Annotated in this window: 24 protein-coding genes; 13 read left to right on the top strand and 11 right to left on the bottom strand. The window is 68.4% G+C overall.

Features of this window, described 5'->3' with window-relative positions; translation table 11 throughout:
* Positions 1–10: 10 nt before the first annotated feature.
* The 3 genes from rplT to infC are packed head-to-tail and all read right to left on the bottom strand — an operon-like array spanning position 11 to position 1288.
* On the bottom strand, positions 11–403 hold the full coding sequence (gene rplT, locus ACFVWR_RS04145) for a 50S ribosomal protein L20 (RefSeq protein WP_387061220.1): 393 nt from the start codon (positions 401–403) through the stop codon (positions 11–13).
* Between the two features lie 34 nt (positions 404–437).
* Entirely contained in the window at positions 438–632 is a 195-nt protein-coding gene (gene rpmI, locus ACFVWR_RS04140) for a 50S ribosomal protein L35 (protein WP_387208284.1), read from the bottom strand.
* Positions 632–1288, bottom strand: a complete 657-nt coding sequence (gene infC, locus ACFVWR_RS04135; protein WP_387208323.1) for a translation initiation factor IF-3 — start codon at positions 1286–1288, stop codon at positions 632–634. The genes rpmI and infC overlap by 1 nt, the downstream gene beginning before the upstream one ends.
* A 318-nt stretch (positions 1289–1606) precedes the next feature.
* On the opposite strand from infC, the gene ACFVWR_RS04130 reads away from it, so the two are divergent.
* Positions 1607–1960 (top strand): DUF1844 domain-containing protein, encoded by a 354-nt coding sequence (locus ACFVWR_RS04130; protein WP_387208321.1) that lies wholly within the window; start codon positions 1607–1609, stop codon positions 1958–1960.
* Positions 1961–1991: 31 nt separating this feature from the next.
* Positions 1992–3803, top strand: coding sequence for a gamma-glutamyltransferase family protein (locus tag ACFVWR_RS04125; RefSeq protein WP_387208282.1), 1812 nt, complete (start codon positions 1992–1994; stop codon positions 3801–3803).
* On the opposite strand, the gene ACFVWR_RS04120 is transcribed toward ACFVWR_RS04125, so the two are convergent.
* Positions 3800–5194: a pyridoxal phosphate-dependent decarboxylase family protein gene (locus ACFVWR_RS04120; protein WP_387208280.1), complete on the bottom strand. Its 1395-nt coding sequence runs from the start codon at positions 5192–5194 to the stop codon at positions 3800–3802. The genes ACFVWR_RS04125 and ACFVWR_RS04120 overlap by 4 nt on opposite strands.
* Positions 5195–5216: 22 nt before the next feature.
* Here ACFVWR_RS04120 and ACFVWR_RS04115 point away from each other — a divergent pair, with 22 nt between their 5' ends.
* Positions 5217–5546: an MmcQ/YjbR family DNA-binding protein gene (locus ACFVWR_RS04115; RefSeq protein ID WP_387208278.1), complete on the top strand. Its 330-nt coding sequence runs from the start codon at positions 5217–5219 to the stop codon at positions 5544–5546.
* Here the strand turns inward: ACFVWR_RS04115 and ACFVWR_RS04110 are convergent.
* Positions 5528–6955, bottom strand: a complete 1428-nt coding sequence (locus ACFVWR_RS04110) for an amidase (RefSeq protein WP_387208276.1) — start codon at positions 6953–6955, stop codon at positions 5528–5530. The genes ACFVWR_RS04115 and ACFVWR_RS04110 overlap by 19 nt on opposite strands.
* 41 nt (positions 6956–6996) lie before the next feature.
* On the opposite strand from ACFVWR_RS04110, the gene ACFVWR_RS04105 reads away from it, so the two are divergent.
* The 4 genes from ACFVWR_RS04105 to ACFVWR_RS04090 all read left to right on the top strand — a co-directional run bounded on the left by ACFVWR_RS04105 (position 6997) and on the right by ACFVWR_RS04090 (position 9861).
* Positions 6997–7695: a hypothetical protein gene (locus tag ACFVWR_RS04105; protein ID WP_387208273.1), complete on the top strand. Its 699-nt coding sequence runs from the start codon at positions 6997–6999 to the stop codon at positions 7693–7695.
* Between the two features lie 116 nt (positions 7696–7811).
* Positions 7812–8174 (top strand): GntR family transcriptional regulator, encoded by a 363-nt coding sequence (locus ACFVWR_RS04100; RefSeq protein WP_387208271.1) that lies wholly within the window; start codon positions 7812–7814, stop codon positions 8172–8174.
* The gene (locus tag ACFVWR_RS04095) at positions 8171–9088 is read left to right on the top strand and encodes an ABC transporter ATP-binding protein (protein ID WP_387208269.1); all 918 of its coding nucleotides are present in this window, start codon (positions 8171–8173) and stop codon (positions 9086–9088) included. The genes ACFVWR_RS04100 and ACFVWR_RS04095 overlap by 4 nt, the downstream gene beginning before the upstream one ends.
* Positions 9085–9861, top strand: coding sequence for a hypothetical protein (locus tag ACFVWR_RS04090; RefSeq protein WP_387208266.1), 777 nt, complete (start codon positions 9085–9087; stop codon positions 9859–9861). Before ACFVWR_RS04095 ends, ACFVWR_RS04090 begins: the two co-directional genes overlap by 4 nt.
* 81 nt (positions 9862–9942) lie before the next feature.
* Here ACFVWR_RS04090 and ACFVWR_RS04085 read toward each other — a convergent pair whose 3' ends face one another.
* The 5 genes from ACFVWR_RS04085 to ACFVWR_RS04065 all read right to left on the bottom strand — a co-directional run bounded on the left by ACFVWR_RS04085 (position 9943) and on the right by ACFVWR_RS04065 (position 13579).
* Entirely contained in the window at positions 9943–10491 is a 549-nt protein-coding gene (locus ACFVWR_RS04085; protein ID WP_387208264.1) for an EXPERA domain-containing protein, read from the bottom strand.
* 62 nt (positions 10492–10553) lie between these two features.
* The gene (locus ACFVWR_RS04080; protein ID WP_387208262.1) at positions 10554–11183 is read right to left on the bottom strand and encodes a hypothetical protein; all 630 of its coding nucleotides are present in this window, start codon (positions 11181–11183) and stop codon (positions 10554–10556) included.
* A gap of 525 nt (positions 11184–11708) precedes the next feature.
* Positions 11709–12287 carry a GNAT family N-acetyltransferase gene (locus tag ACFVWR_RS04075; RefSeq protein WP_387208259.1) on the bottom strand — a complete coding sequence of 193 codons (579 nt, stop codon included), beginning with the start codon at positions 12285–12287 and terminating at the stop codon, positions 11709–11711.
* A gap of 46 nt (positions 12288–12333) precedes the next feature.
* On the bottom strand, positions 12334–13044 hold the full coding sequence (locus ACFVWR_RS04070; protein ID WP_387208257.1) for a uracil-DNA glycosylase: 711 nt from the start codon (positions 13042–13044) through the stop codon (positions 12334–12336).
* 16 nt (positions 13045–13060) lie between these two features.
* Positions 13061–13579, bottom strand: a complete 519-nt coding sequence (locus tag ACFVWR_RS04065) for a phosphoribosyltransferase (RefSeq protein WP_387208255.1) — start codon at positions 13577–13579, stop codon at positions 13061–13063.
* A 42-nt stretch (positions 13580–13621) separates the two neighbouring features.
* Between ACFVWR_RS04065 and ACFVWR_RS04060 the strand changes: the two genes are divergently transcribed.
* Positions 13622–15133, top strand: a complete 1512-nt coding sequence (locus tag ACFVWR_RS04060) for an MFS transporter (protein WP_387208253.1) — start codon at positions 13622–13624, stop codon at positions 15131–15133.
* 66 nt (positions 15134–15199) lie between these two features.
* Here the strand turns inward: ACFVWR_RS04060 and ACFVWR_RS04055 are convergent, their stop codons facing one another.
* Entirely contained in the window at positions 15200–16522 is a 1323-nt protein-coding gene (locus tag ACFVWR_RS04055; RefSeq protein ID WP_387208251.1) for a bifunctional o-acetylhomoserine/o-acetylserine sulfhydrylase, read from the bottom strand.
* Positions 16523–16673: 151 nt separating this feature from the next.
* On the opposite strand from ACFVWR_RS04055, the gene ACFVWR_RS04050 reads away from it, so the two are divergent.
* From ACFVWR_RS04050 to ACFVWR_RS04030, 5 genes are read left to right on the top strand one after another with little or no spacing between them, the layout of a single operon-like run.
* On the top strand, positions 16674–17453 hold the full coding sequence (locus ACFVWR_RS04050) for an SDR family oxidoreductase (protein ID WP_387208249.1): 780 nt from the start codon (positions 16674–16676) through the stop codon (positions 17451–17453).
* 2 nt (positions 17454–17455) lie between these two features.
* Positions 17456–18214, top strand: coding sequence for a potassium channel family protein (locus tag ACFVWR_RS04045; protein ID WP_387208246.1), 759 nt, complete (start codon positions 17456–17458; stop codon positions 18212–18214).
* Between the two features lie 40 nt (positions 18215–18254).
* Positions 18255–19460 carry a homoserine O-acetyltransferase gene (locus tag ACFVWR_RS04040; RefSeq protein WP_387208243.1) on the top strand — a complete coding sequence of 402 codons (1206 nt, stop codon included), beginning with the start codon at positions 18255–18257 and terminating at the stop codon, positions 19458–19460.
* A 15-nt stretch (positions 19461–19475) separates the two neighbouring features.
* Positions 19476–20639 carry a sensor histidine kinase gene (locus ACFVWR_RS04035; RefSeq protein ID WP_387208240.1) on the top strand — a complete coding sequence of 388 codons (1164 nt, stop codon included), beginning with the start codon at positions 19476–19478 and terminating at the stop codon, positions 20637–20639.
* The gene (locus tag ACFVWR_RS04030; protein WP_387208238.1) at positions 20636–21844 is read left to right on the top strand and encodes a hypothetical protein; all 1209 of its coding nucleotides are present in this window, start codon (positions 20636–20638) and stop codon (positions 21842–21844) included. Before ACFVWR_RS04035 ends, ACFVWR_RS04030 begins: the two co-directional genes overlap by 4 nt.
* The last annotated feature ends 13 nt before the right edge of the window (positions 21845–21857 follow it).

Genomic DNA, 21857 nt, shown 5'->3' with positions numbered 1-21857 from the left:
CAGGGAAAACTTACGCAGCGGCGTCAGCCTTCGGCGCCGACGTGTCGGCGGGAAGCGCCTTCTTGGCCGTCTCGACGAGAGCAGCGAAGGTGGCGGGCTCGTTCACGGCCAGCTCGGCGAGGATGCGGCGGTCGACCTCGACACCGGCGAGACCCAGACCCTGGATCAGGCGGTTGTAGGTGAGGCCGTTCGCGCGGCTCGCAGCGTTGATGCGCTGGATCCACAGGCGACGGAAGTCACCCTTGCGGGCACGACGGTCACGGTAGCTGTAGACCAGCGAGTGAGTGACCTGCTCCTTGGCCTTGCGGTAGAGACGCGACCGCTGACCGCGGTATCCCTCTGCACGCTCAAGGATGACCCGACGCTTCTTGTGGGCGTTGACCGCCCTTTTTACTCTTGCCATTTTCTCTTTGCTTCCTTAAAAAGTCGGGTCGGGCTTACTTGCCGAGCATCTTCTTGACGACCTTGGCGTCGACCGTCGGGACGACCTGGTCCTGGTTCAGCCGACGCTTGCGGTGGCTGGACTTGACCTCGAGGTGGTGGCGCATGCCCCCCTGCTGCTTCATGACCTTGCCGCTACCGGTGATCTTGAAGCGCTTCTTCGCCGACGAGTTGGTCTTCTGCTTGGGCATTACTTCTCCTCATTCGTCGCCTGGGTGGGCGAACTCTTCTCGGACTGCGCAGAGTCGTCTGCTGCAGCAACCGACTCCTCGGCGGGGGCGTGGGCCCGCGCCTTGGAGGCGGCACGTTGTGCGTTGGCCTCGGCCTTGGCCTCTGACTTGTTCTTCAGAGGGCCGATGACCATGACCATGTTTCGACCGTCGATGGTCGGCGTGGATTCCACCGAGCCGAACTCGGCGACATCTTCTGCGAAGCGCTGCAACAGGCGCACGCCCTGGTCGGGGCGCGACTGCTCGCGGCCGCGGAACAGGATCATGGCTTTGACCTTGTCGCCGGCTTTCAGGAAGCCTTCGGCGCGCTTGCGCTTGGTCTCGTAGTCGTGCTTGTCGATCTTGAGGCGGAAACGAACCTCTTTGAGAATCGTGTTCGCCTGGTTGCGCCGGGCTTCCTTCGCCTTCTGCGCAGCCTCGTACTTGAACTTGCCGTAGTCCATGATCTTCGCGACAGGCGGCTTGGAGTTGGGAGCAACCTCAACCAGATCCAGGTCTGCTTCCTGCGCGAGTCGGAGGGCGACCTCGATTTTGACGACGCCGACCTGCTCACCGCTGGGGCCGACGAGTCGAACTTCGGGGACGCGGATACGGTCATTGGTACGGGGATCGCTGATGCGTTTCTCCTCTGCTTAGCGATTTCTGCTTGCCTCGTTCCCGTCGGTCGACGGTCACGGCGAAAGAGGATTTTCCACGCACCAACACCGTTGAGCGATTTCTCGCACAACTGGTACCGCACCCTGTCTACCCTCGCGCTGGCGGCGCGACGGCGGAGTGCAACAACCCGGTAACCTAGTGAAGCGGTCAAGCGCGGGTGGGAGGAATCTCCACTTTCGTACCAGAACAGAAGTTCTGGAGCCAAACGATTCTAACAGAGGAATGCAGTGAGCGACACAACTCCCCTCGGAACCCCCGACGATGCCTTCGAGGAGGCCATCGGCTCTGAGCAATACGGTGACGAGGAGTACGGCGACGCAATGCGCGACATCGCCGAGGTTCCGGCGGTCGAGGTCATCACGACGACCGCCGTGCACCTGATGAGCGCCGCCGCGGTCAAATGCGGCCTGGCGGACAACCCGGAGACCCAGACCGACCTGGATGAGGCGCGCAAGCTGATCGACGCCCTCGCCGGCCTGGTGACGGCGAGCGCAGCCCACCTCGGCGACCAGCACGCCCGCAGCCTCCGCGACGGACTCCGCTCGCTTCAGCTCGCCTTCCGCGAGGCGTCGCCGTTCCCCGACGAGATCGGCAAAGGCCCCGGCGAGAAGTACACCGGCCCGGTCAACTAGACCGCGTCGACCCCCCGATTAGCCTGGGGGCATGAGCTTCACGCCTCCCCCGACGTTCACCACCCGACCGACACTCGAAGGCACCTTCGGGATGAGCGCGTCGACGCACTGGCTCGCCACCGCGAGCGCCCAGGCCGTGCTCGAGCGCGGTGGCAACGCGTTCGACGCGGCGACGGCGGGAGCGTTCGTGCTTCATGTCGTCGAGCCGCACCTGAACGGGCCCGGCGGCGATATGACGGCGGTGTTCGCCACCGCATCCGACCCGGAGCCGGTCGTGCTGTGCGGGCAAGGGCCGGCGCCGGCGGGTGCGACGCGCGAGCACTACCTCGCGGAGGGACTCGAACTGGTGCCGGGCTCCGGCGCTCTCGCTGCCGCGGTGCCGGGGGCGGTGGATGCGTGGCTCCTGCTGCTACGCGACCACGGAACGTGGGAGCTCGCCGACGTGCTCGACTTCGCGATCGGCTACGCCCGCGACGGGCATCCACTGCTCGAACGCGTGCGCGCGACCATCGCCACGGTCGAGCGCCTGTTCTCCGAGCACTGGACGAGCTCGGCCGAGCGGTGGCTGCCGAACGGCGAGCTTCCCGTGGCGGGCAGTGCCGTCACCAACCCTGCCTACGCGGCGGTGCTGGAGGGACTGATCGCGGCCGGTGCCGCAGCGGGCGATCGCCGAGCGAGGATCGACGCCGCGCGCACCGAGTGGAAGACCGGCTTCGTCGCCACCGAGGCGGCGGCTTTCCTGTCGACCCCGCATCGGCACTCCTCGGGGACGGATCACGCCGGCGTGATCACGGTGTGGGACTTCGCAGCGTTCGACGCGACGTACGAGAAGGCGACGACTCTCGAGTTCCGCGGCCACACGATCGCCAAGACCGGCGCCTGGGGTCAGGGCCCTGCCCTGCTGCAGACCCTCGCCATCCTCGACGGCTTCGATGACGAGCGGCTCGACCCGTCGACATCGCTCGGCGCCCACACCGTCCTCGAGGCGCAGAAACTCGCCTACGCCGACCGCGAGGCCTACTACGGCGATGCGGATGCGCCCCTCGATGTGCTGCTCTCGGCCGAGTACGCGGCGGGGAGACGCGCCCTCATCGCCGACACGGCTTCAGCTGAGTTCCGTCCCGGAACGGTGCCGGGGGTCGAGCCTTTCGTGCCGCCGCTGCGCACCCATTACAGCCCGCCGTCGGCAGGTGCCGAAGTCGCCGTCGACAGCTCGGGGGTGGGCGAGCCGACCGTGCTGCCGACCGGCGAGACCCGCGGCGACACCTGTCACATCGACGTCGTCGACCGCTGGGGGAACATCGTCTCCGCCACCCCGTCGGGCGGGTGGCTGCAGAGCTCGCCGACCATCCCGGCGCTCGGGTTCTGCCTCGGCACGCGACTGCAGATGACCTGGCTGGAAGACGGCGCCCCGTCGACCTTGCGTCCCGGGAGACGGCCGCGCACCACCCTGACGCCGACCCTCGTGCTGAAGGACGGGCATCCGGTGACCGCGCTCGGCTCGCCCGGCGGCGACCAGCAGGACCAGTGGCAGCTGCTCTACCTGCTGCGCACGATCGTCGGCGGGTACAGCCCGCAGCAGGCGATCGACGCTCCGGCGCTGCACACGACCTCCATGCCGGGGTCGTTCTGGCCGCGCACCTGGGAGCCGGCGGGAGCCGTGGTCGAGAACCGCCTGGGCGATACCGTGATCGCCGAGCTGGAGAGCCGCGGACACGTGGTCACCCGCGCGGGCGACTGGGCCCTCGGCCGACTCTCCTCGGTCGGCCGCGATCGCGAGCGCGGCGTTCTCACCGCTGCGGCGAATCCGCGCGGCGCCCAGGGCTATGCAGCGGGTCGCTAGAGCGTGTCGACGGCCGCGCGCACAGCATCCACCGTTCTGCGCACCTCGTCGTGGTCGGTGAGCCAGTTGCTCACCGAGAACCGCAGCACCGCCCGATCCCGCCAGCGCGACGGCGAGGCGAACACCCCGCCCGCGTCGTCGAGCGCCGCCGCCACCGCCCGCGTGCGATCGTCGTCGCCGAACGACACGCACACCTGGGTGTACACGACGTCGTTCAGGATGCTCACCCCCGGCACCGCCCGGAGTCCGTCGGCGAGCTCGCGGGCCGCATCCGCCAGACCCTGCACCAGATCGGCGACGCCCTCGCTGCCGAGCCGCGCGAGTGCCGCCCACACCGGAACACCGCGAGCACGCCGCGACAGCTCCGGCACCCGGTCGCTCGGATCGGAGACGTCGGTCGAGGAAGGAAGGTAGGCGGCCACCTGCGAGAACGACGCGTGCAAGGCCGCGCCGTCGGCGACGATGGCGATGCCCGAGTCGTACGGCACGTTGAGCGTCTTGTGAGCGTCGGTGCCCCACGAGTCGGCGCCGGCCAGCCCCGCGGTCAGAGACGACAGCCCCGGAGCCGCCGCTGCCCACAAGCCGAACGCACCGTCGACGTGCACCCACGCGCCCGCCTGGTGAGCGATCTCGATGGCGGCGGCCAGATCGTCGAAGGCGCCGGAGTGCACGTTCCCGGCCTGCAGCGCGACGATCGTGGGTGCCGAGTCCGCGGCGAGCGCGGCGCGGAGCGGGTCGAGACACATCCGGCCCTGGTCGTCGCTGTCGACGCGAGTGGGCATCCCGAGACCTGCGTACCGGGCCGCCTCGTCCACCGAGACGTGCACCTCCGCCCCGGCGAGCACCCGCACGCGCGGTCCACCGGCGAGACCGTTCGCGCGCACATCCCACCCCGCATCGCGGAGCACTCGATCGCGGCCGGTCACGATTCCCACGAGGTTCGCCATGGTGGCGCCCGTGACGAATCCGACCTCCGCATCGGCCGGGAGACCGAGCAGTGCCAGCAGCCAGCTCGCGGCGAGTTCTTCGGCCGCGACGACGCCCGGGGTGACGCTTCGGATGACGGCGTTCTGGTCCCACGACGACACCAGCCAGTCGGCGCCGAGGGCGACAGGCTGCGCCCCGCCGATGACCCACCCGTAGAACCGGGGCGAGTGCATCCGCATCAGACCGGGCTCGACCGCATCCGCGAGTCGGTGCAGGACCTCGGGCGCTGTGGCGCCTCGGGCCGGCAGGTCGCGACCGAGGGCGTCCTTCACCCGGTCGATGCCGGCGGTCGGCGGGATGGGCGCGTCGCGCATCCCGCGCAGCCACCGGTCGGCGAGCGTTGAAGCAGTACCGAGCGCCTCATCGAAGGTGTCGGCGCGAGGGTCATCGTTCCGCTCGGCCACGCCTGGATTGTACGCTGACGGAGTGCACGCGGTCGAGGTTCGCTCAGTCGCGCTCGCGCTTCCGGAGGTCGAGGAGTACGAGCACGGCGGCTTCCCCGCGTTCCGCGTGCGGGACAGGCGGTTCGCCACCATGCTCGAAGAGCACACGGTGAACCTGATGCTCGGCGAGGCCGGCGTCCGCGAGGCGGCGGCGGCGTGGCCCCAGCACTGCTCCGAGCGCTGGTTCGCGGGCAGACTCGCCGCCGCTCGGGTCGACTTCTCCACGATCGACCCGCAACTCCTGCGAGAACTGGTGACGGATGCGTGGCTCGCGCGAGCGCCCGCATCCCTGCGTCACCAGGTGGGCGGATAGCGCAGCGACCAGCGGATGCGCCGCTCGAGCTGCGTCGCGAGCGAGAGCAGCGTGCGCTCCCCGCCCGGGCGTCCGATCAGCTGCACGCCCATCGGCAGGCCGTCGTCGGTCTGCCACACCGGCAGCACGATGGCGGGAAGGCCGGAGACGTTCAGCATCGAAGTGAACGGCGTGTAGAGCACCTGTTGCTCGAAGTTGCGTTCGCCGTCTTCCTGGTCGAACCAGCCCACAGGTCGCGGCGTGAGCGCGAGGGCAGGGGTCAGCACGGCGTCGAACGACGACAGCTGCGCGATCAGCGAGCGCTCGTAAGCGGTGAGCGTCGAGAGCGCCTCGCCGAGCTCGCGTGCTGACAGGGCGCGGCCTCGACGCACCAGCCACCGGGTGAGCGGTTCGAGCAGCTCCTCCGCCTTCCCCTCGGCCGGGATGCTCGCCGCGCCCGCCTGCCAGATCGTGCGGAACGCAGGCGCATAGGTGGGGTCGGGCGTCAGGGCGGTCTCTTCGATGCCGTGGCCGATCTCGGCGAAGGTCTCGATCGCGACGTCGAGGGCCGCGCGTGCCTCCAGCGAGACGCTGACGTCGTACGCGTCGTCCCAGGCCGACGTCGTCATCACGCCGAGCTGGAAGCGGCCCTCGCCGCGCACGGCGGTTCCGAGGAAGGGCCCATCGTCGTCGTAGGGCGCGCGCAGCGTGTAGTGGTGGTCGATCCGGCCGTCGCGTTTGGCGATCATCCCGTCGAGCAGCAGGGCGGCGTCGGTGGTCGTGCGGGCGAGAGGCCCCTGCACCACGAGCCCGCCCAGCGAGCCGATCCCGCTGCCGGCCGGAACGAGCCCGCGGGACGGCTTGAGCCCGACGAGCCCGCATGCCGCCGCGGGAATACGGATGGAGCCGCCACCGTCGGAACCGGGCGCGAACGGAAGCATCCCGCTCGCCACGGCGACGGCCGCGCCGCCGCTCGAGCCGCCGGCGCCGAGCCCGGGATTCCACGGGTTGCGGGCCGGAGGCGCGGCCAGCGACTCGGTGTAGGCGGGCAGACCGAACTCGGGGGCGTTCGTCTTGCCGAGGCTCACGGCGCCGGCCGCATCCATCGTCTCGACGATCTCGTCGGAGGTGTCGGGAAGGAACCCGGCGAAGAGGCGGGAGCCGAAGCCCGCGTGCACTCCCGCTCGCAGCCACAGATCCTTGTCGCCGCTCGGGAGGCCCCACAACGGCGCTGTGCGCGGCACCTCGCGCGTGACCCGGTCGGCGCGGGCCAGAGCCGCCTCCCGCGTCACGGTCACGAACGCACCGAGCTCCGGATTCAGAGTGTCGATGCGGTCGAGGTAGTGCTCGGTCAGTTCCCGGGGTGACACGCGACCGCTCTGCAATTCCTGCCAGAGGTCCAGGGCTGTCAGCTCATGAAGTTCGGCCATGGTTCGAGGCTAGCTCGTGCGCGGGCCACTACAGTGATCGCATGGAGCAGGAGCCGGTCGAACAGGTCGTCGCACGGCGCTCCATCGTGCGAGTGGTCGCCCGGTACGAGTCCAAGCACCCGAACTGGCTGGTGGAGCACGCCCTCACCGCCGGGTGGATCTGGGCCGCGGTCTGGGTGCTCATGCTCGTGCCCGCCGATCACTTCGACTGGCATCACTGGATCTACGTGCTGCTCGTGGTGCTGGCCGTGCTCCCCACCTTCGCGGCGACCGTGATCGTGCTGAGCCAGACGCCGCACTCGCACCTCCAGCGCAACGAGTCGGTGCTCGGCCACTTCTTCGGACGGTTCGCGGCCTACGTCTTCGCGTTCATCGCCTGGACGCTGTCCGTCGTGCTGAGCGCGACCGTCGCGGTGCAGCTGCAGAACGAGGGCGCCGACAACGAGGTGCAGACCCTCGGCGTCGGGCTCTCCTTCCTCGCCGAGATCATCCCGGTCGTCATCCTCTTCCTCTGGCTCGTGCTGATCTTCCGGTACGCGTGGTTCCTCTCCCGTCTCCGCGGCTGGCGCTCGCACCCGGCGCACACCCGGGTTCCGAGCGCCTTTCTGGCCCACGACCCTCGCACCCACCGGATGATCATCGGGCTCGCGCATCCCGCACTCCTCGCGGTCACCGGCACCCTCGCGGTCGTGATGGCGAGCGTGCTCTTCATCGACGACGTCACGATCAACCTCGTCTGACCCCCGGCCGCGCGCCGCCCGGCACGAATCCGTGCTTGACAATATCGTCGCGCCCTGGTTGGTTAGTTACATAAGTAACTAACCCATGAGGTTGGACCGACCCGAGGGAGGTGCGAATGATCGAAGAAGGAAAGCCGATCTTCGTGCAGATCGCCGATCAGATCGAGAACGACATCATTGACGGCGTCTATCCCCCTGAGACCCAGGTGCCGTCGACCAACGAGTTCGCGGCGTTCTACCGCATCAATCCCGCCACCGCAGGCAAAGGCGTCAACCGCCTGGTGGACGACGGGATTCTCTACAAGAAGAGAGGAATCGGCATGTTCGTAGCCGACGGCGCCAGGGAGCGCCTCATCGTCAAGCGGCGCGACGCGTTCCGCGAAGAGTACCTCCGGCCCCTGCTCGCCGAAGCGGCGAAACTCGGGATCGACCCCCAGCAATTGACCGAGATGATCAGCACAGAAGGAGTCAGCGCATGAGCAGCACCGCCACGCCGACGTCGATCGCGCCGGCCGTGCACGTCGAAGGGCTCACCAAGCGCTTCGGATCGTTCACCGCCATCGACGACGTCAGCTTCACCGTCAAACCGAACAAGATCTACGGACTGCTCGGCCGCAACGGCGCCGGCAAGACCACCATCATGCAACTGCTCACCGGGCAGGACTTCGCCACGAGCGGCGACATCCGCGTCTTCGGCGATCGGCCGGTGGAGAACGCCCGCGTGCTGCAGAACATCTGCTTCATCAAGGAGAGCCAGCGCTACCCCGACGACTTCCAGCCGAAGCACGTGTTCCGCAGCGCCCCCTGGTTCTTCGAGAACTGGGATGCGGAGCTCGCCGGGCAGCTCATCGACGACTTTCGCCTCCCCGTGAACCGCCGCATCAAGAAGCTGTCGCGCGGGCAGCTGTCGGCCGTCGGGGTCATCGTGGGGCTCGCATCCCGGGCGCCGCTGACATTCTTCGACGAGCCGTATCTCGGCCTTGACGCGGTGGCGCGCCAGATCTTCTACGACCGTCTGCTCGAGGACTACGCGGAGCATCCTCGAACCGTCATCCTCTCGACGCACCTGATCGATGAGGTCGCGAACCTGCTCGAGCACGTGCTCGTGATCGACCAGGGTCGCATCCTCATGGACGCAGACGCCGAAGAGATGCGCGGAGCCGCGACCACAGTCGTCGGCCAGCGCGGCGCCGTCGAGTCGTTCGTCGCCGATCACGAGGTGCTCCACCGCGAAGGGATCGGCGGCCTCGCCTCGGTCACCGTCGCCGCCCTCAGCCAGACCCAACGGGCAGAGGCCGCAGCCGCAGGGCTCGAGCTCTCCCCCGTCTCCCTCCAGCAACTCATCGTCCGCAAGACCAACGTCAAGGCGACAGAATTCGAGCAGAGCGCATGACCGCCATCGCCCCGGAGGCAGCGAACCTCCGCACCACCCCCGCATCCGCCCACCGCATCTGGCGCGTGGTAAGACTGAACCTCGTCAACAAATGGACGACCATCTGGGTTCCCGTCATGATCATGGGATTCATCTGGCTGGTGAACTGGCTGATCTGGTGGATCATCTGGGGCGCAACGCCGCCTGCAGCGCGCGCTCACGCGATGGACGGAACCCAGTGGAGCGGCGGAGGCTTCTACGTCTTCGTCTACATGCTGGTGGTCGGCATCCAGGTGATCAGCATGACGTTCCCCTTCGCGCTCGGCTACAGCGTGACGCGCCGGGACTTCTGGCTGGGTTCGTCGCTGACCTTCGCGATGCTGTCGGCCGGGTACGCGCTCGGGTTCACCATCCTCTCGTTCATCGAGGAGTGGACAAACGGATGGGGGCTCGGCGGCCACCTGTTCACCACGGTGTATTTCGGAGACGGCGGGTTCCTGCAGAGGTTCTTCATCGTGTTCGTATCGATGCTGTTCTTCTTCTTCACCGGAGCCGCCAGCGGAACCCTCTTCATGCGCTGGCGCGTCAACGGCCTGCTGATCACGGGCGCACTACTCGCACTGCTCGTCGTGGGCGTCGTCGCACTGATCACCTGGACCGGCAACTGGGGTGCGGTCGGCGACTGGTTCATGCGGATGGGCCCGCTCGGGGTGGTCGCCTGGCTTCTCGTGCCGACCGCGATCGCCGCCGTGTTCGGCTTCTTCGTGCTCCGCCGTTCGACGCCGAAGAGCTGACCGGCGACCGACCGACGGGCCGCGAGGGGTGCCTCGTTGCGGTCTCAGAACACGTGCAGCCCGCAACGACCCGCCCCTCGCTCAGAACTTCCTTGTGAAGGGAAGCGCCTTGCGCATCCGGATGAGCAGGAGCAGCGGGATCACCACATACGGTCCGTTGTAGAGCAGGAAGATCCCGGGATTCGGCGTGCGCTGCCCGACAGGGCCGAAGAACTCGACGCCGAAGATGGGGATCGCGGTGAGCGAGATGATCATGGTGGCGTAGATCACCGAGTAGAGCTGGATCCAGTTGAAGCCCTTCACCAGCGAGATGATCAGCAGCACGTAGAACCCGACGTACACGAACGCCGAGGTGCCGCTGATGAAGCGCAGCCAGAGCGGGTGGGACTGGTAGAGCGGGTCGAAGTTGGACGAGTACGTGTAGTTCCACTGCACCAGGATGTTCGGCGAGTCGGCGACCTGGTCGAGGCCGAGGCCCTCCACCGAGTCGCTGATGATGCACGTCACGATGAACAGCGAGAACACGCAGATGAAGAAGATGTCGACGGGGCGTTGGCGCAGAGGAACGTTCGCCGGCGTCGCGGGGGCGGCGGGGGCGACGGACGTGGGGTCGGGAGTCGCGGTGGTCACGCGAGAAACCTTAGTGACTGCTGGGCTGGATGCGCAGCAACGAACCGCCGCACCGCTCAGCCCTACCCTCCGAGATTCCCGAGCACCTGCTTGGCGAGCGCGATGAGCTGGTCCTTGGTGACCTCGCCGTCTGCGGAGCTCACCTGCAACCATCCGGCACGGTCCACGATGTTCAATTCGCCCTTCGGCGACCAGTACGCGTTCTCGCCCACTCCGGGCTGCGCGACGGCGTCGCTTCCCCGCAGATGCTCAAGATAGGTCGCCCCGCCGGGAAGCACGGAGACATTCACAGACGACCTGCCCGTGTCGGCGAGCCAGGTGCACCAGTAGCCACCGACCTGTCGGTCGGCATCCAGGAGTGACGTCGAGTATTCGCCGCCATCCGACTTGACCGGCCGTGGGTCGTCCATTCCGACAGCCTGCTCGAGCTGGGCCGCTGTCGCGAGCCCGTCGCAGCTCGACGCTCCTTTCAGCGCTGGCTGCTGTGGTTGCCAAAGACCCGCAGGGGCGTTGAGTGCCGCGACGACGGAATACGCCTGCTCGAGCAACTTCTCGGCGGTCTCCTGCGTCGGCCATCCCGAGCCGGCGGAGTTGCGCAGGTTTCCGACGAACCCGTACGCGCCAAGCAAGGCGTGGAAGCTGCAGAAACCGAAGTCGGGGCTGGGACAATACGTGTACGCGTCCGGTCCCACTGGCGACGGAGTGTCTGCTCCTCCGACTGCTTCCCCGGTGCGATAGTCCTCGAATCCCGTTCGAGAGGCGTCCGGTGCGACACCGAGCGATATTACCGTCGATCCGGCTGAGTCGATCGCTCCATTCGCCCACACGCATTGCAACACTCCGACGCGGGCATTGGCCCTGTCCGACGGGTACGGCCTGGGCGCGTACTCGGTTGGCTCGAGGTGCATCTTCGCGGCAGCGTCGATCACGGTCTGCGGAATCAGCTGGTCGCACGTGGCGTCGACCCGCACTGTCGGAGACGTCGGTGTCGGTGTCGGCGATGCGCTGTGCGCCCCAGTGGGCTGCGACGCCGGGGCGGAGGCGCCCCCGGCGCAGCCCGACAGCATCAGTCCCACTGCTAAGACTGTCGCCGTCACTGACGCCCACCGTCGAGGTGCCCTGTTCATATATTCCCCCCACAGCATGTAAAACGACCGATCGGTACGATCGCCACTGTAGCGCCGCGCAACGCGCCGGGGGCCGCCGAACCCGAATCGTTACTTGAGGGACTTCTGCAGCAGCACCGTTCCGAGCCAGCGGTCGAACTTGAAGCCGACCCTGCCCATCCGGCCGATCTCTGTGAATCCGAAGTTCTCATGCATCTTGATCGAGGCCTCTGCGCCCTTGTCGGCGATGACGGCGATCATCTCTTTGAGCCCTGCGGCCTTCGAGCGGTCGATCAGCTCCTGCATGAGCACGGGCCCGAGGCCCTTTCCGGTCGAGGCGGCCCCCAGGTAGATCGAGTTCTCGACGGTGAACCTGTATGCCCGCTTCTGCTTCCACGGGGACACCAGGGCGTAGCCGAGTATCTGACCGTTCGGCGAGACGGCGACGATGAACGGCATCCCGAGCTTCTTGAGGTAGCCGTACTTCGACTTCCACTCGCGCAGGGTCATCGCGTCTTCGTCGAACGTCACGGTGCTGTTGGCGACGTAGTGGTTGTAGATCTCGCGCACCCAGGGCAGATCGGCGGGCTCGGCCTCGCGGATGCGGTACTCGAACGGCGTCTCCGCAGGCTCGGGTTTGCGCAGGTGCGGGGGCAGCCGGCGGCGCGTCTGGTATTCCTCTTCAAGCACGATCACAAGCCTACGCTCCGCCTCGCGGCAGCGCGTTTCGGCGAGGTTAAACCCGGCCCTCCGCCAGCGGCTCGAGGGACCAGTCCACCGGCCGTTCCCCGATCTTCTGAAGCAGTTCGTTCGCCCGCGAGAACGGGCGGGAGCCGAAGAACCCGCGCGAAGCGGACAGCGGGCTCGGATGCGCGGACTCGATCACGGGAGTGCCGCCCAGCATTGGTTTCAGCGTCGCCGCGTCTCTGCCCCACAGTATGGCGACGAACGGTCGGTCGCGTGCGACGAGCGTGCGGATCGCATGCTCGGTCACCTGCTCCCAGCCCTTGCCGCGATGCGAGGCGGGTTCACCCGGACGCACGGTGAGCACGCGGTTGAGGAGCATGACGCCGTTGCGCGACCAGGCGCTCAGGTCTCCATGCGGCGGCGGCACCACGCCGAGGTCGTCTCGCACTTCGCGATAGATGTTCTGCAGGCTGCGCGGCAGCGGGCGTACATCCTTATTCACCGCGAACGAGAGGCCGATCGGATGCCCGGGCGTCGGGTAAGGATCCTGGCCGACGATGAGCACGCGCACGTCGGCCAGCGGCTCACGGAAGGCGCGCAGCACATCCGGCCCCGCGGGAAGGTACTGGTGACCGGTCGCGACCTCGCCTCGGAGGAAATCCCCCATGTCGGCCAGACGCACGGCGACCGGTTCGAGCGCGGCGGCCCAGCCCGGGTCCATCGACCCGTCGGCGGCGAGCTCGGCGAGAGACTTCGGCACGGCGCGGCTCTGCCGGTTACTCGCCAGCGGTGACGGGCGGCAGCGCCGACCAGGGGAACGTGATCCACCGGTCGGTCTTGCGCCACACGAAATCGGGTTCGAGCACCGTGCGCGGCTTGCTGTAAAGGCACACCGTGCGCACCTCGGCGCCGGACGCCTTGATGAGATCGACCACCATCGCCAGGGTTCGACCCGAGTCGGAGACGTCGTCGACGAGCAGCACCTTCTTCGCCGTGAGCGCCGACGCGTCGAGCATCGGAGGCAGCACGACCGGCTCGGGCAGCCGCGAGTCCACGCCGGTGTAGAACTCGACGTTGAGCGCCCCGCACGCCTTGATGCCGAGTGCGTAGGAGATCGCGCCGGCCAGCAGCAGGCCTCCGCGGGCGATCGCGACGACCAGGTCGGGCTGGAAGTCGGATTCGACGACCTCGCCGGCCAGATGACGGGAGGCTTCGCCGAACTCGAGCCAGCCGAGAACCTCCCTCTCGGTCTCCGCGAGAACGGTTGATCCTGAGTCGTCGAGTTCGCTGGCCATCCGTCTAGGGTACTGGGGCTACGGCGGTGTTAGCATCCACGAATGACGTCACAGAAGACGAGCGCGCCCGACGCTGCACCCCGATCTTCCCGCCGTGGCGCCGTGGCGCTCGGCGTCACCGCCGGGCTCATCGGCTGGCTCGCCTTCGTCGAGGTGACGAGCGGAATTCTGCAGGGATACTACGTTCCGCTGATCTCGGATGTCGTGAAGCACCTCGGTATCCACGACGCCGACTACAACTGGTTCGAGGCGGCCCAGCTGCTGCTGTCGGCCCTGGTCGTGCCCGTGCTCGCGAAGCTGGGCGACATGTTCGGACACAAGCGCATCCTGCTGATCGCCACCGTGCTGACGGCGCTGTCGACCTGGGCGCTGGCATTCGCCGACAACTTCGTCACCTTTCTGATCGCCTTCGCGCTGCAGGGCTTCTACGTCGTGTGGCTGCCGCTGGAGGTCGCCCTGATCTTCGACCGGGGGCGCCGAACCGGAACAGCCGCCTCCCAGACCCGCAAGGCCGCGGGTCTGCTCGTGGTCGCGCTCGAAGCGGGCGCGATCGTGGGGGCCGTCGGCGCCGGTCTGCTGTTCGAGGCGCTCGGCGGAAACGTGACGCTCACGCTCATCGTTCCGGCGATCGCGGTCACGCTGGTGTTCTTCGCCATCCTGTTCGGCGTGCCCGAGTCGGAGCCGATGCCGGGGCGGCGACTGGATGCGGTGGGCTTCACCATTCTGACCATCGGCCTGCTGCTGATCACTTCGGGCCTCACGTTCCTGCGCATCAACGGAGTGGGAACGTGGTGGGTGTGGGTGCTGATCGCCGTTGGCATCCTCACCTTCATCCCGTTCGGGCGGTACGAGCTCAAACAGGACGACCCTGCGATCGACCTGCGGGTGCTGCGTCGCCCCACCATGTGGCCGGTGCAGCTGACCGCAGGGCTCGTGGGCATCAGCCTTCTCGGCGCGCAGGCGCCGCTCAGCACGTTCGCGGGCACCGACCCCGTCAACGGCTACGGTCTGGGGTTGACCGCCGGCCAGCGCAGCATCCTGATCGGCGCTTACCTCATCTCGATGATCGTGGGCGCGCTGCTCTTCCCGCTGATCTCGTCGCGACTGACGCCCCGGGTGGCCCTGATCGGGGCGGCCTTCCTCGTCGCGATCGGGTACCTGCTGTTCCTGCCGTTCCACCAAGAGACGTGGCAGGTCTTCATGAACATGGCGATCGCGGGCATCGGCTCCGGCGCCCTCGTCGGCGCCCTTCCCGCGGCGGCGGCAGCTGCCGCGCCCCGCGGGCAGACCGGCATCGCGACGGCGCTGACCAACACGACGAAAACCATCGGCGGCTCGTTCGCGTCGGCGGTCTTCGGCGTCGTGCTGCTCGCCGGCGCCGCCACCGTCACGGCGACCGCAGCCAGCCTCTTCGGCTACATGCTCGTCTGGACCATCTGCGGCGCCGGCGCTCTCGTCGCCGCCGTGCTCCTCTTCTTCGTGCCGAAGCTCGCCTTCGCCGACGCCGACGCCGACGCCGACCCCGCCGCCTCCGACCCCGCCACCCAGCACTGAGGGGTCCCGACACGCCGTCTGACGGATGCGTCGGACGGCGTGTCGGGACCCCCCGATGGTGCGCTGTTAGACGCGCGCTGCCTGCACGACGGCGCGGGCGGCGGCGAGGCCGCCCTCGAGGTCGGCCTTCAGGTCTTCGATGTTCTCGAGACCGACTGACAGACGCACCAGGCCGGCGGTGACTCCGGCGGTGAGCTGCTGCTCGGGGGTGAGCTGCGAGTGGGTGGTCGACGCCGGGTGGATCACCAGGCTGCGCACGTCGCCGATGTTGGCGAGGTGGCTGAACAGGTCGAGGTTGTCGACGAAGGCGCGGCCCGCATCCACACCGCCCTTCAGCTCGAACGAGAGAACGGCGCCGACGCCCTTCGGCGCGTACTTGTTCGCGGCCGCGTACCAGGGGCTGGTGGGCAGGCCCGAGTAGTTGACCGTCGCGACGTCGGGGTGGTTCTCGAGGTATTCGGCGATCTCCTGGGCGTTCTGCACGTGACGCTCGACGCGCAGCGAGAGCGTCTCGATGCCCTGGATGAGCTGCCAGGCGCTGGCCGGAGCGATCGCGGAGCCGAGGTCGCGCAGCAGCTGCACGCGCGCCTTGATGATGTAGGCGAGGCCGTCGCCGACCGCGGCCGTGTAGCTCGCGCCGTGATACGACGGGTCGGGCTCGGTGAGGCCCGGGAACTTCTCGACGTTCTTCGACCACTCGAACTTTCCGCCGTCGACGACCACGCCGCCGATGACCGTTCCATGCCCGCCGAGGAACTTGGTGGCCGAGTGCACGACGATGTCGGCGCCGAACTCGAACGGGCGGATGAGGTACGGCGTGGCGATCGTGTTGTCGACGATCAGCGGAACGCCGGCCTCGTGGGCGATGTCGGCCACGAGCGAGATGTCGAGGATGTTGATCTTCGGGTTTCCGATGGTCTCGGCGAAGAACAGCTTGGTGTTCGGGCGAACGGCGCGGCGCCACTCCTCGGCGTCGTCCTGGTTCTCGACGAACGTGGTCTCGATGCCGAGCTTGGCGAGCGTGTACTTGAAGAGGTTGTACGTTCCGCCGTAGATCGAGCTGGAGGAGACGATGTGGTCGCCGGCCTGCGCGATGTTCAGCACGGCGAAGGTCTCCGCCGCCTGGCCCGAGGCGACGAGGAGGGCTCCGGTGCCCCCTTCGAGCGCGGCGACGCGCTCCTCGACCACGGCCTGCGTGGGGTTCTGGATGCGCGTGTAGATGTTGCCGAACTCGGCGAGCGCGAACAGGTTCTTGGCGTGCTCCGCGTTGTTGAACACGTAGGAGGTGGTCTGGTAGATCGGCGTCGCCCTGGCGTTGGTCACCGGATCGGGCGCAGCGCCGGTGTGGATCTGCTTGGTCTCGAACTGCCAGTCGGCGGCGTCGGTCATGGCTGTACTCCTCGGGTGGATGGTGGAGGGAGCTGGGTGGGCTACCGCCGGTGGACTTTTCTCCTCCGAGCAGGCTATTCTCCGGCCCGCATCCCCACAACGCGCGCGAAACAGGGCGTAATGGGCCCCGCCCCGCGCCAGAATGGTCTTCATGAGTCTGAGGCGTGTGGTCGTGACCGGTGCGAGTTCGGGGATCGGGGCGGCGACGGTCCGCCTGTTCCGGGCGCGGGGGTGGGATGTCGTCGGCGTGGCCCGCCGCGCTGACCGACTGGAGGCACTCGCCGCGGAGACCGGCGCGAGCACGTTCGTGGCCGACCTGACCAGCCAGCACGACGTGGATGCGCTTCGTGCGTATCTCGAGGAGACCGGGCCCGTCCACGCGCTCGTCAACAACGCCGGTGGCGCCCGCGGGCTCGACTCGGTGGAGAAGTCGACCATCGACGACTGGGTGTGGATGTACGAGGTCAACGTCATCGCCACCAAGCGGGTGATCAGTGCGCTGCTTCCGCTCCTGCGGCAGGGCGCCGCGGCCACCGGCCACGCGGACATCCTCACGGTCACCTCGATCGCCGGCCACGCGGCGTACGCGGGCGGCGGCGGCTACAACGCGGCCAAGTTCGCCGAGCACGCGCTCACCGAGGTGCTGCGCCTGGAGTTGAACGGCGAGCCCATCCGGGTTATCGAGGTGGCGCCCGGCATGGTCGCCACCGAGGAGTTCTCGCTGGTGCGCTTCGGCGGCGACAAGGAGCGACGGGATGCGGTGTACGAGGATGTGCCCGAGCCGCTCAGCGCCGACGACGTCGCCGAGACGATCGTGAACGCCCTGGAGCGCCCCCGCCATGTCGACCTCGACCTGATCGTGGTGAAACCTGTGGCGCAGGCCGCGTCGTATCGCCTGCACAAGGGCGACCTCCGGGTTCGCGAAGACTGATCATGGGGGGCGACGATGGCGCGCTGAGGCGCTGGGAGCGCGCGACGATCTGGCCGATGATCGCCGCATCCCTCGTGTTCCTCGTCGCGTACTCGTGGCTCGTGCTCGAACCGAGGATGCCGGGTGGCCTTGCGGCCGCCCTCGTCGTTCTGCTCGCCATCGTCTGGGTCTCGTTCGTGGTCGACTACGTCGTTCGGCTCGTGCTGAGCCCGGCGAAGTGGGCGTTCGTGCGCCGCAACCTCATCGATCTGGCCTCGATCCTGCTCCCGCTCGCGCGTCCGTTCCGGCTGCTCGTCGACCTGAGCCGGGTGCCGGCGCTGAGAGGCGACTCGGGGGTGCACCTCCGCCGCCGCGTCGTCATCGTGGCCGCGTCGTTCGTGGTGACCTTCGTGTACGTCATCTCGCTGGCGGTCTACTCGGTCGAGCGGGATGCCCCGCACGGCAACATCAGGTCTTTCGGCGACGCCGTCTGGTGGGCGTGCGTCACGATGGCCACGGTCGGTTACGGCGACTACTACCCGGTGACCGTGCCCGGCCGGATGCTCGCCGTGCTGCTGATGCTGGGAGGCATCGCGATCGTGGGCACGACATCGGCGACCATCGTGTCGTACTTCAACGACCGGGCCCGTCATCTGCGCGAGCAGCGAACGCCCGACCAGCCCGCGCGCGATCAGCACCCGCATGATCAGCACCCGCACGACCCGGGAGATCGCGCACCGAATCTACCGGCCGACCGCGGCGGCGACCACCCGGGCACGTAACACGGCGGCGGGGGTCCATCCGCTCGGCCACAATTGCCCTATGGAGTGGCAGACATCGGCAGACACCGCACCGTCGAGTTTCATCACGGAGGCGCAAGCACGATCACTGCTCGGCAAGCCCGCGGCGAGCGGCGCGTGGAAGGAGAGCGATCCGGCCGGCGACCGCCAGTTCGCCGGCATCGGAGCGTTCGCGTTCGAGAGCGGCGAGTCGCTGCCGTTCGTGCGGATCGCCTACGAGTCGTGGGGAACGCTCTCCCCCGCCCGCGACAACGCGGTGCTCGTGCTGCACGCGCTCACCGGCGACAGCCACGCCGTGGGAGCTGCGGGCCCGGGGCATCCGACCCCCGGCTGGTGGCAGGGCATCGTCGGCCCGGGGCTCGCGATCGACACCGACCGCTTCTTCGTCGTCGCGCCGAACATGCTCGGCGGCTGCCAGGGAACGACCGGCCCCGCCTCGATCGCGCCCGACGGCACCGAATGGGGCCCGCGCTTCCCGTTCACGAGCATCCGAGACCAGGTGAACGCCCAGGCCGCGTTCGCCGACGCGATCGGCATCGACCGCTGGGCAGCGGTCGTCGGCGGTTCGATGGGCGGGATGCAGGCCCTCGAATGGGCCGTCTCCTACCCCGACAGGGTCGAGCGCCTCGCCGTGATCGCCGCTCCTCCGCTCACGACGGCCGACCAGATCGCGCTCAACTCGGTGCAGATCGAGGCCGTGCGCACCGACCCGAAGTTCAACGCCGGCCTCTACTACGACGCCGGTGACGGCGAAGGGCCGCACCAGGGTCTCGCCCTCGCCCGCCGGATGGCGCTGCTCAACTACCGCAGTCCGTCGGAGCTGAACGAGCGGTTCGAACGAACCTGGCAGAGCGAGATCAGTCCGCTCGGCGCGGGCGGCCGTTTCGCCGTCGAGTCGTATCTCGACTTCCACGGCAACAAGTTCACGCGCCGCTTCGACGCCAACAGCTATCTGACCCTGGTGCAGGCGATGAACTCCCACGACGTCGGTCGAGGGCGCGGCGGCGTGGCCGCGGCGCTGTCCGCGGTCACCGCGCGCACCCTGGTGGTCGGGATCGACAGCGACCGCCTGTTCCCTCTCGAAGGGCAGCGACTGATCGCGCGACACCTGCCGAGCACGATCGACGGTGACGCGCCGGTCGTAATAGAGTCGGACTTCGGACACGACGGTTTTCTGATCGAGAACTCGATGGTGAGCGAGCAGCTCCGTCGCCTGTTCGCAGGTTGAGCCGATCGGAGGAGCATGTCGCGCATCCAGAAGGAGCGTGATCGCCTTCTCTCCGTCACGGCGCGCAACGTCGGGCTCACCGCGTCGGCCACCGCCCTGTTCTGCCTGAGCATCCCGGGAACCCTCCCGCTTCCGCTCTACTTCGCGTCGATCGTGCTGCTGGCCGCGCTCGCGCTCGCGCAGTTCCAGCTGCCGTCTCCCCACCCATGGCCGTGGGTGGCGACGATCGTGGTCGCCGGGGTCGCGATGATCCTCCTGAACCTCCTGCCCGGCGTGCCGCTGGGGCCCGCAGCGCTGAGCGCCGTCGGCATGGTCGCGGGCGTCGCCATCCCCTCGGTCGCGATCGTTTCGGTGACCGGCGTCGGCGGGCGGATCCTGCTCCTCAGCGCGTCCGTGCTCACCGTCGCGGCCCTCGTCGTCACCCTGATGGTCACGGGCTCCCGGATGGGCGAGCCGCTCGTCTTCACGCTCGCCGGCTGGGTCGCTCTGACCTCCACCGGCGCCTGGCTCGCGCGAACCGTTCCACGCACGCTGAAACGCATCTCCACGATGAGCCGCGCTTACCGGGTCGAACGGCAGGCGAGCGAGACCGAGGCGCGTCGCCGGCAGGGTGCGCGCCTCCTGCACGACACGGTTCTGGCCACCCTCACCCTGCTCGCCCACTCCGGCGTCGGGGTGAGCGTCGGCGCTCTCCGGGAGCAGGCGGCCGAGGATGCCGCCCTGCTGCGTCAGCTGCGCCTCGGCTTCACCCCCGACCCGGCATCGTCGGGCGACTACAAGCTCAAGCCCGTCGAGGAGTCGACGCTCGGCAACACCCTCGAATCGGTGAAGCAGCGGTTCCGCCGGATGGGCCTCGAAGTGAACTGGCACGGAACCGGCCAGGTGCTGCTGCCTAGCGACATACTCGACGCCTTCCTGCTCGCCCTCGCCGAGTGCCTGGAGAACGTGCGCCGCCACTCCGGCGTGAGCGAGGCCCACGTGACGATCACCGACGACGAGACCACCGTGCGCGCCATGGTCACCGACGCCGGCAAGGGATTCGACGTCGCCACCATCGGGGAGGGACGGCTCGGGTTCACCGAGTCGATCGTCGCGCGCCTCCGCGACGTGGGCGGAAACGCCCGCCTGTTCTCCTCGCCCGGGTCGGGCACCACCGTCGTGCTGGAGGTGCCCAAGTGAGGCGCAGCAGACTCCCCGAGACCACGGGACCCCGCTCCGTCGCCAGTTCGAGCGAGCGGGATGCGCTCGGCCGCGCCCGCCTCGACCTCGGATTCAACATCGCCGCGATCGCGCTGATCGGCTACCAGTTCGTCGTGCTGGTGCTGAACCTCGGTTCGTACCCGATGCTGACGCTGAGCTGCGTGGCCTGGGGCCTGCTCATCGCGACGCTCGTCGCGACCCTGATCATGCATCCGCGGCTGCCGGATGAACTGCCCGACTGGCTCTTCTTCACCGCCATCGGGCTGTGGGTGCTCGTCGTCGCCCTCGACGTCGTCGGCACGTGGAGCGCCGGTGACACGGGCGCCCCACCGACGGCCGCCGTCGCCGTCGGCGCGGCGCTGCTGCTCTGCGCGACCGTCAGGCCCGCGGGAGACATCGTGATCGGCGCGATCGTTCTCGGTGTCGTGCTCGCCGCTACGTTCGCGCTGCGCGGTCAGCACGAGCTCTCCGCGCTCGGGCCGGCGTTCGTGACCATCGCCCTGGCGACCGCTCCCCCGCTGCTCGGCGTGCAGATCGTGCGATCGTTGCGCACGCTCGTGCAGCTCGAGCTCGACCTGGTGCAGGTGCAGAGCACGGTCAGCTCACCCGCGTACGCGGTCGGCATGATGGCGTCGGAAGAACTGGCGAGGCTCGACCTCGCCGCCGAGAGGCTGCTCGACGGGGTCGCCACGGGGCGCACCGCGCTCCCGCTCGACGAGGCCACCGCATCCGAGGCCGCCTCGATCGCCACGGAGTTGCGGCTGCACCTCATCCAAGGGCGCCGCGAGACCTGGCTCTACCATGCGATCACCGAGTCGGCGCTGCTCGGCCCGTCGGTGTCGCTGACCGACCCCGAAGGTGTCGCGGGCCTCCTCGCCCGCGACCAGCGCGACGGACTCCTCACGGCGGTGTGGCTCATCATCAGCGACCCGGTGCGGCAGGGCGCGCTGCAGACGCGGTCGCTGCTCCTCGACCTCGAACGGGTCAGCGCGCCAGAGCGCAGCGGCCCCACTCCGGGTGGCAGAATACGAATCGTGATCTCAGCGACCGGTGTGCCGCGAAACGGGGTAGACCCAGCGGCATGGCAAGCTATCAGAAAGGTTGGCCGTCACGTCGAGACCTTCTCGGACTCGACGCTACGGATCGAGATCGACAGCGTCAGCCACAACCCGGCCGACTTCTAGCACTCCCCGAGTG

The sequence above is a fragment of the Leifsonia sp. NPDC058292 genome, assembly GCF_042880955.1.
GTDB lineage: Bacteria > Actinomycetota > Actinomycetes > Actinomycetales > Microbacteriaceae > Leifsonia.
This window is presented reverse-complemented; position numbering and strand designations above follow the sequence as displayed.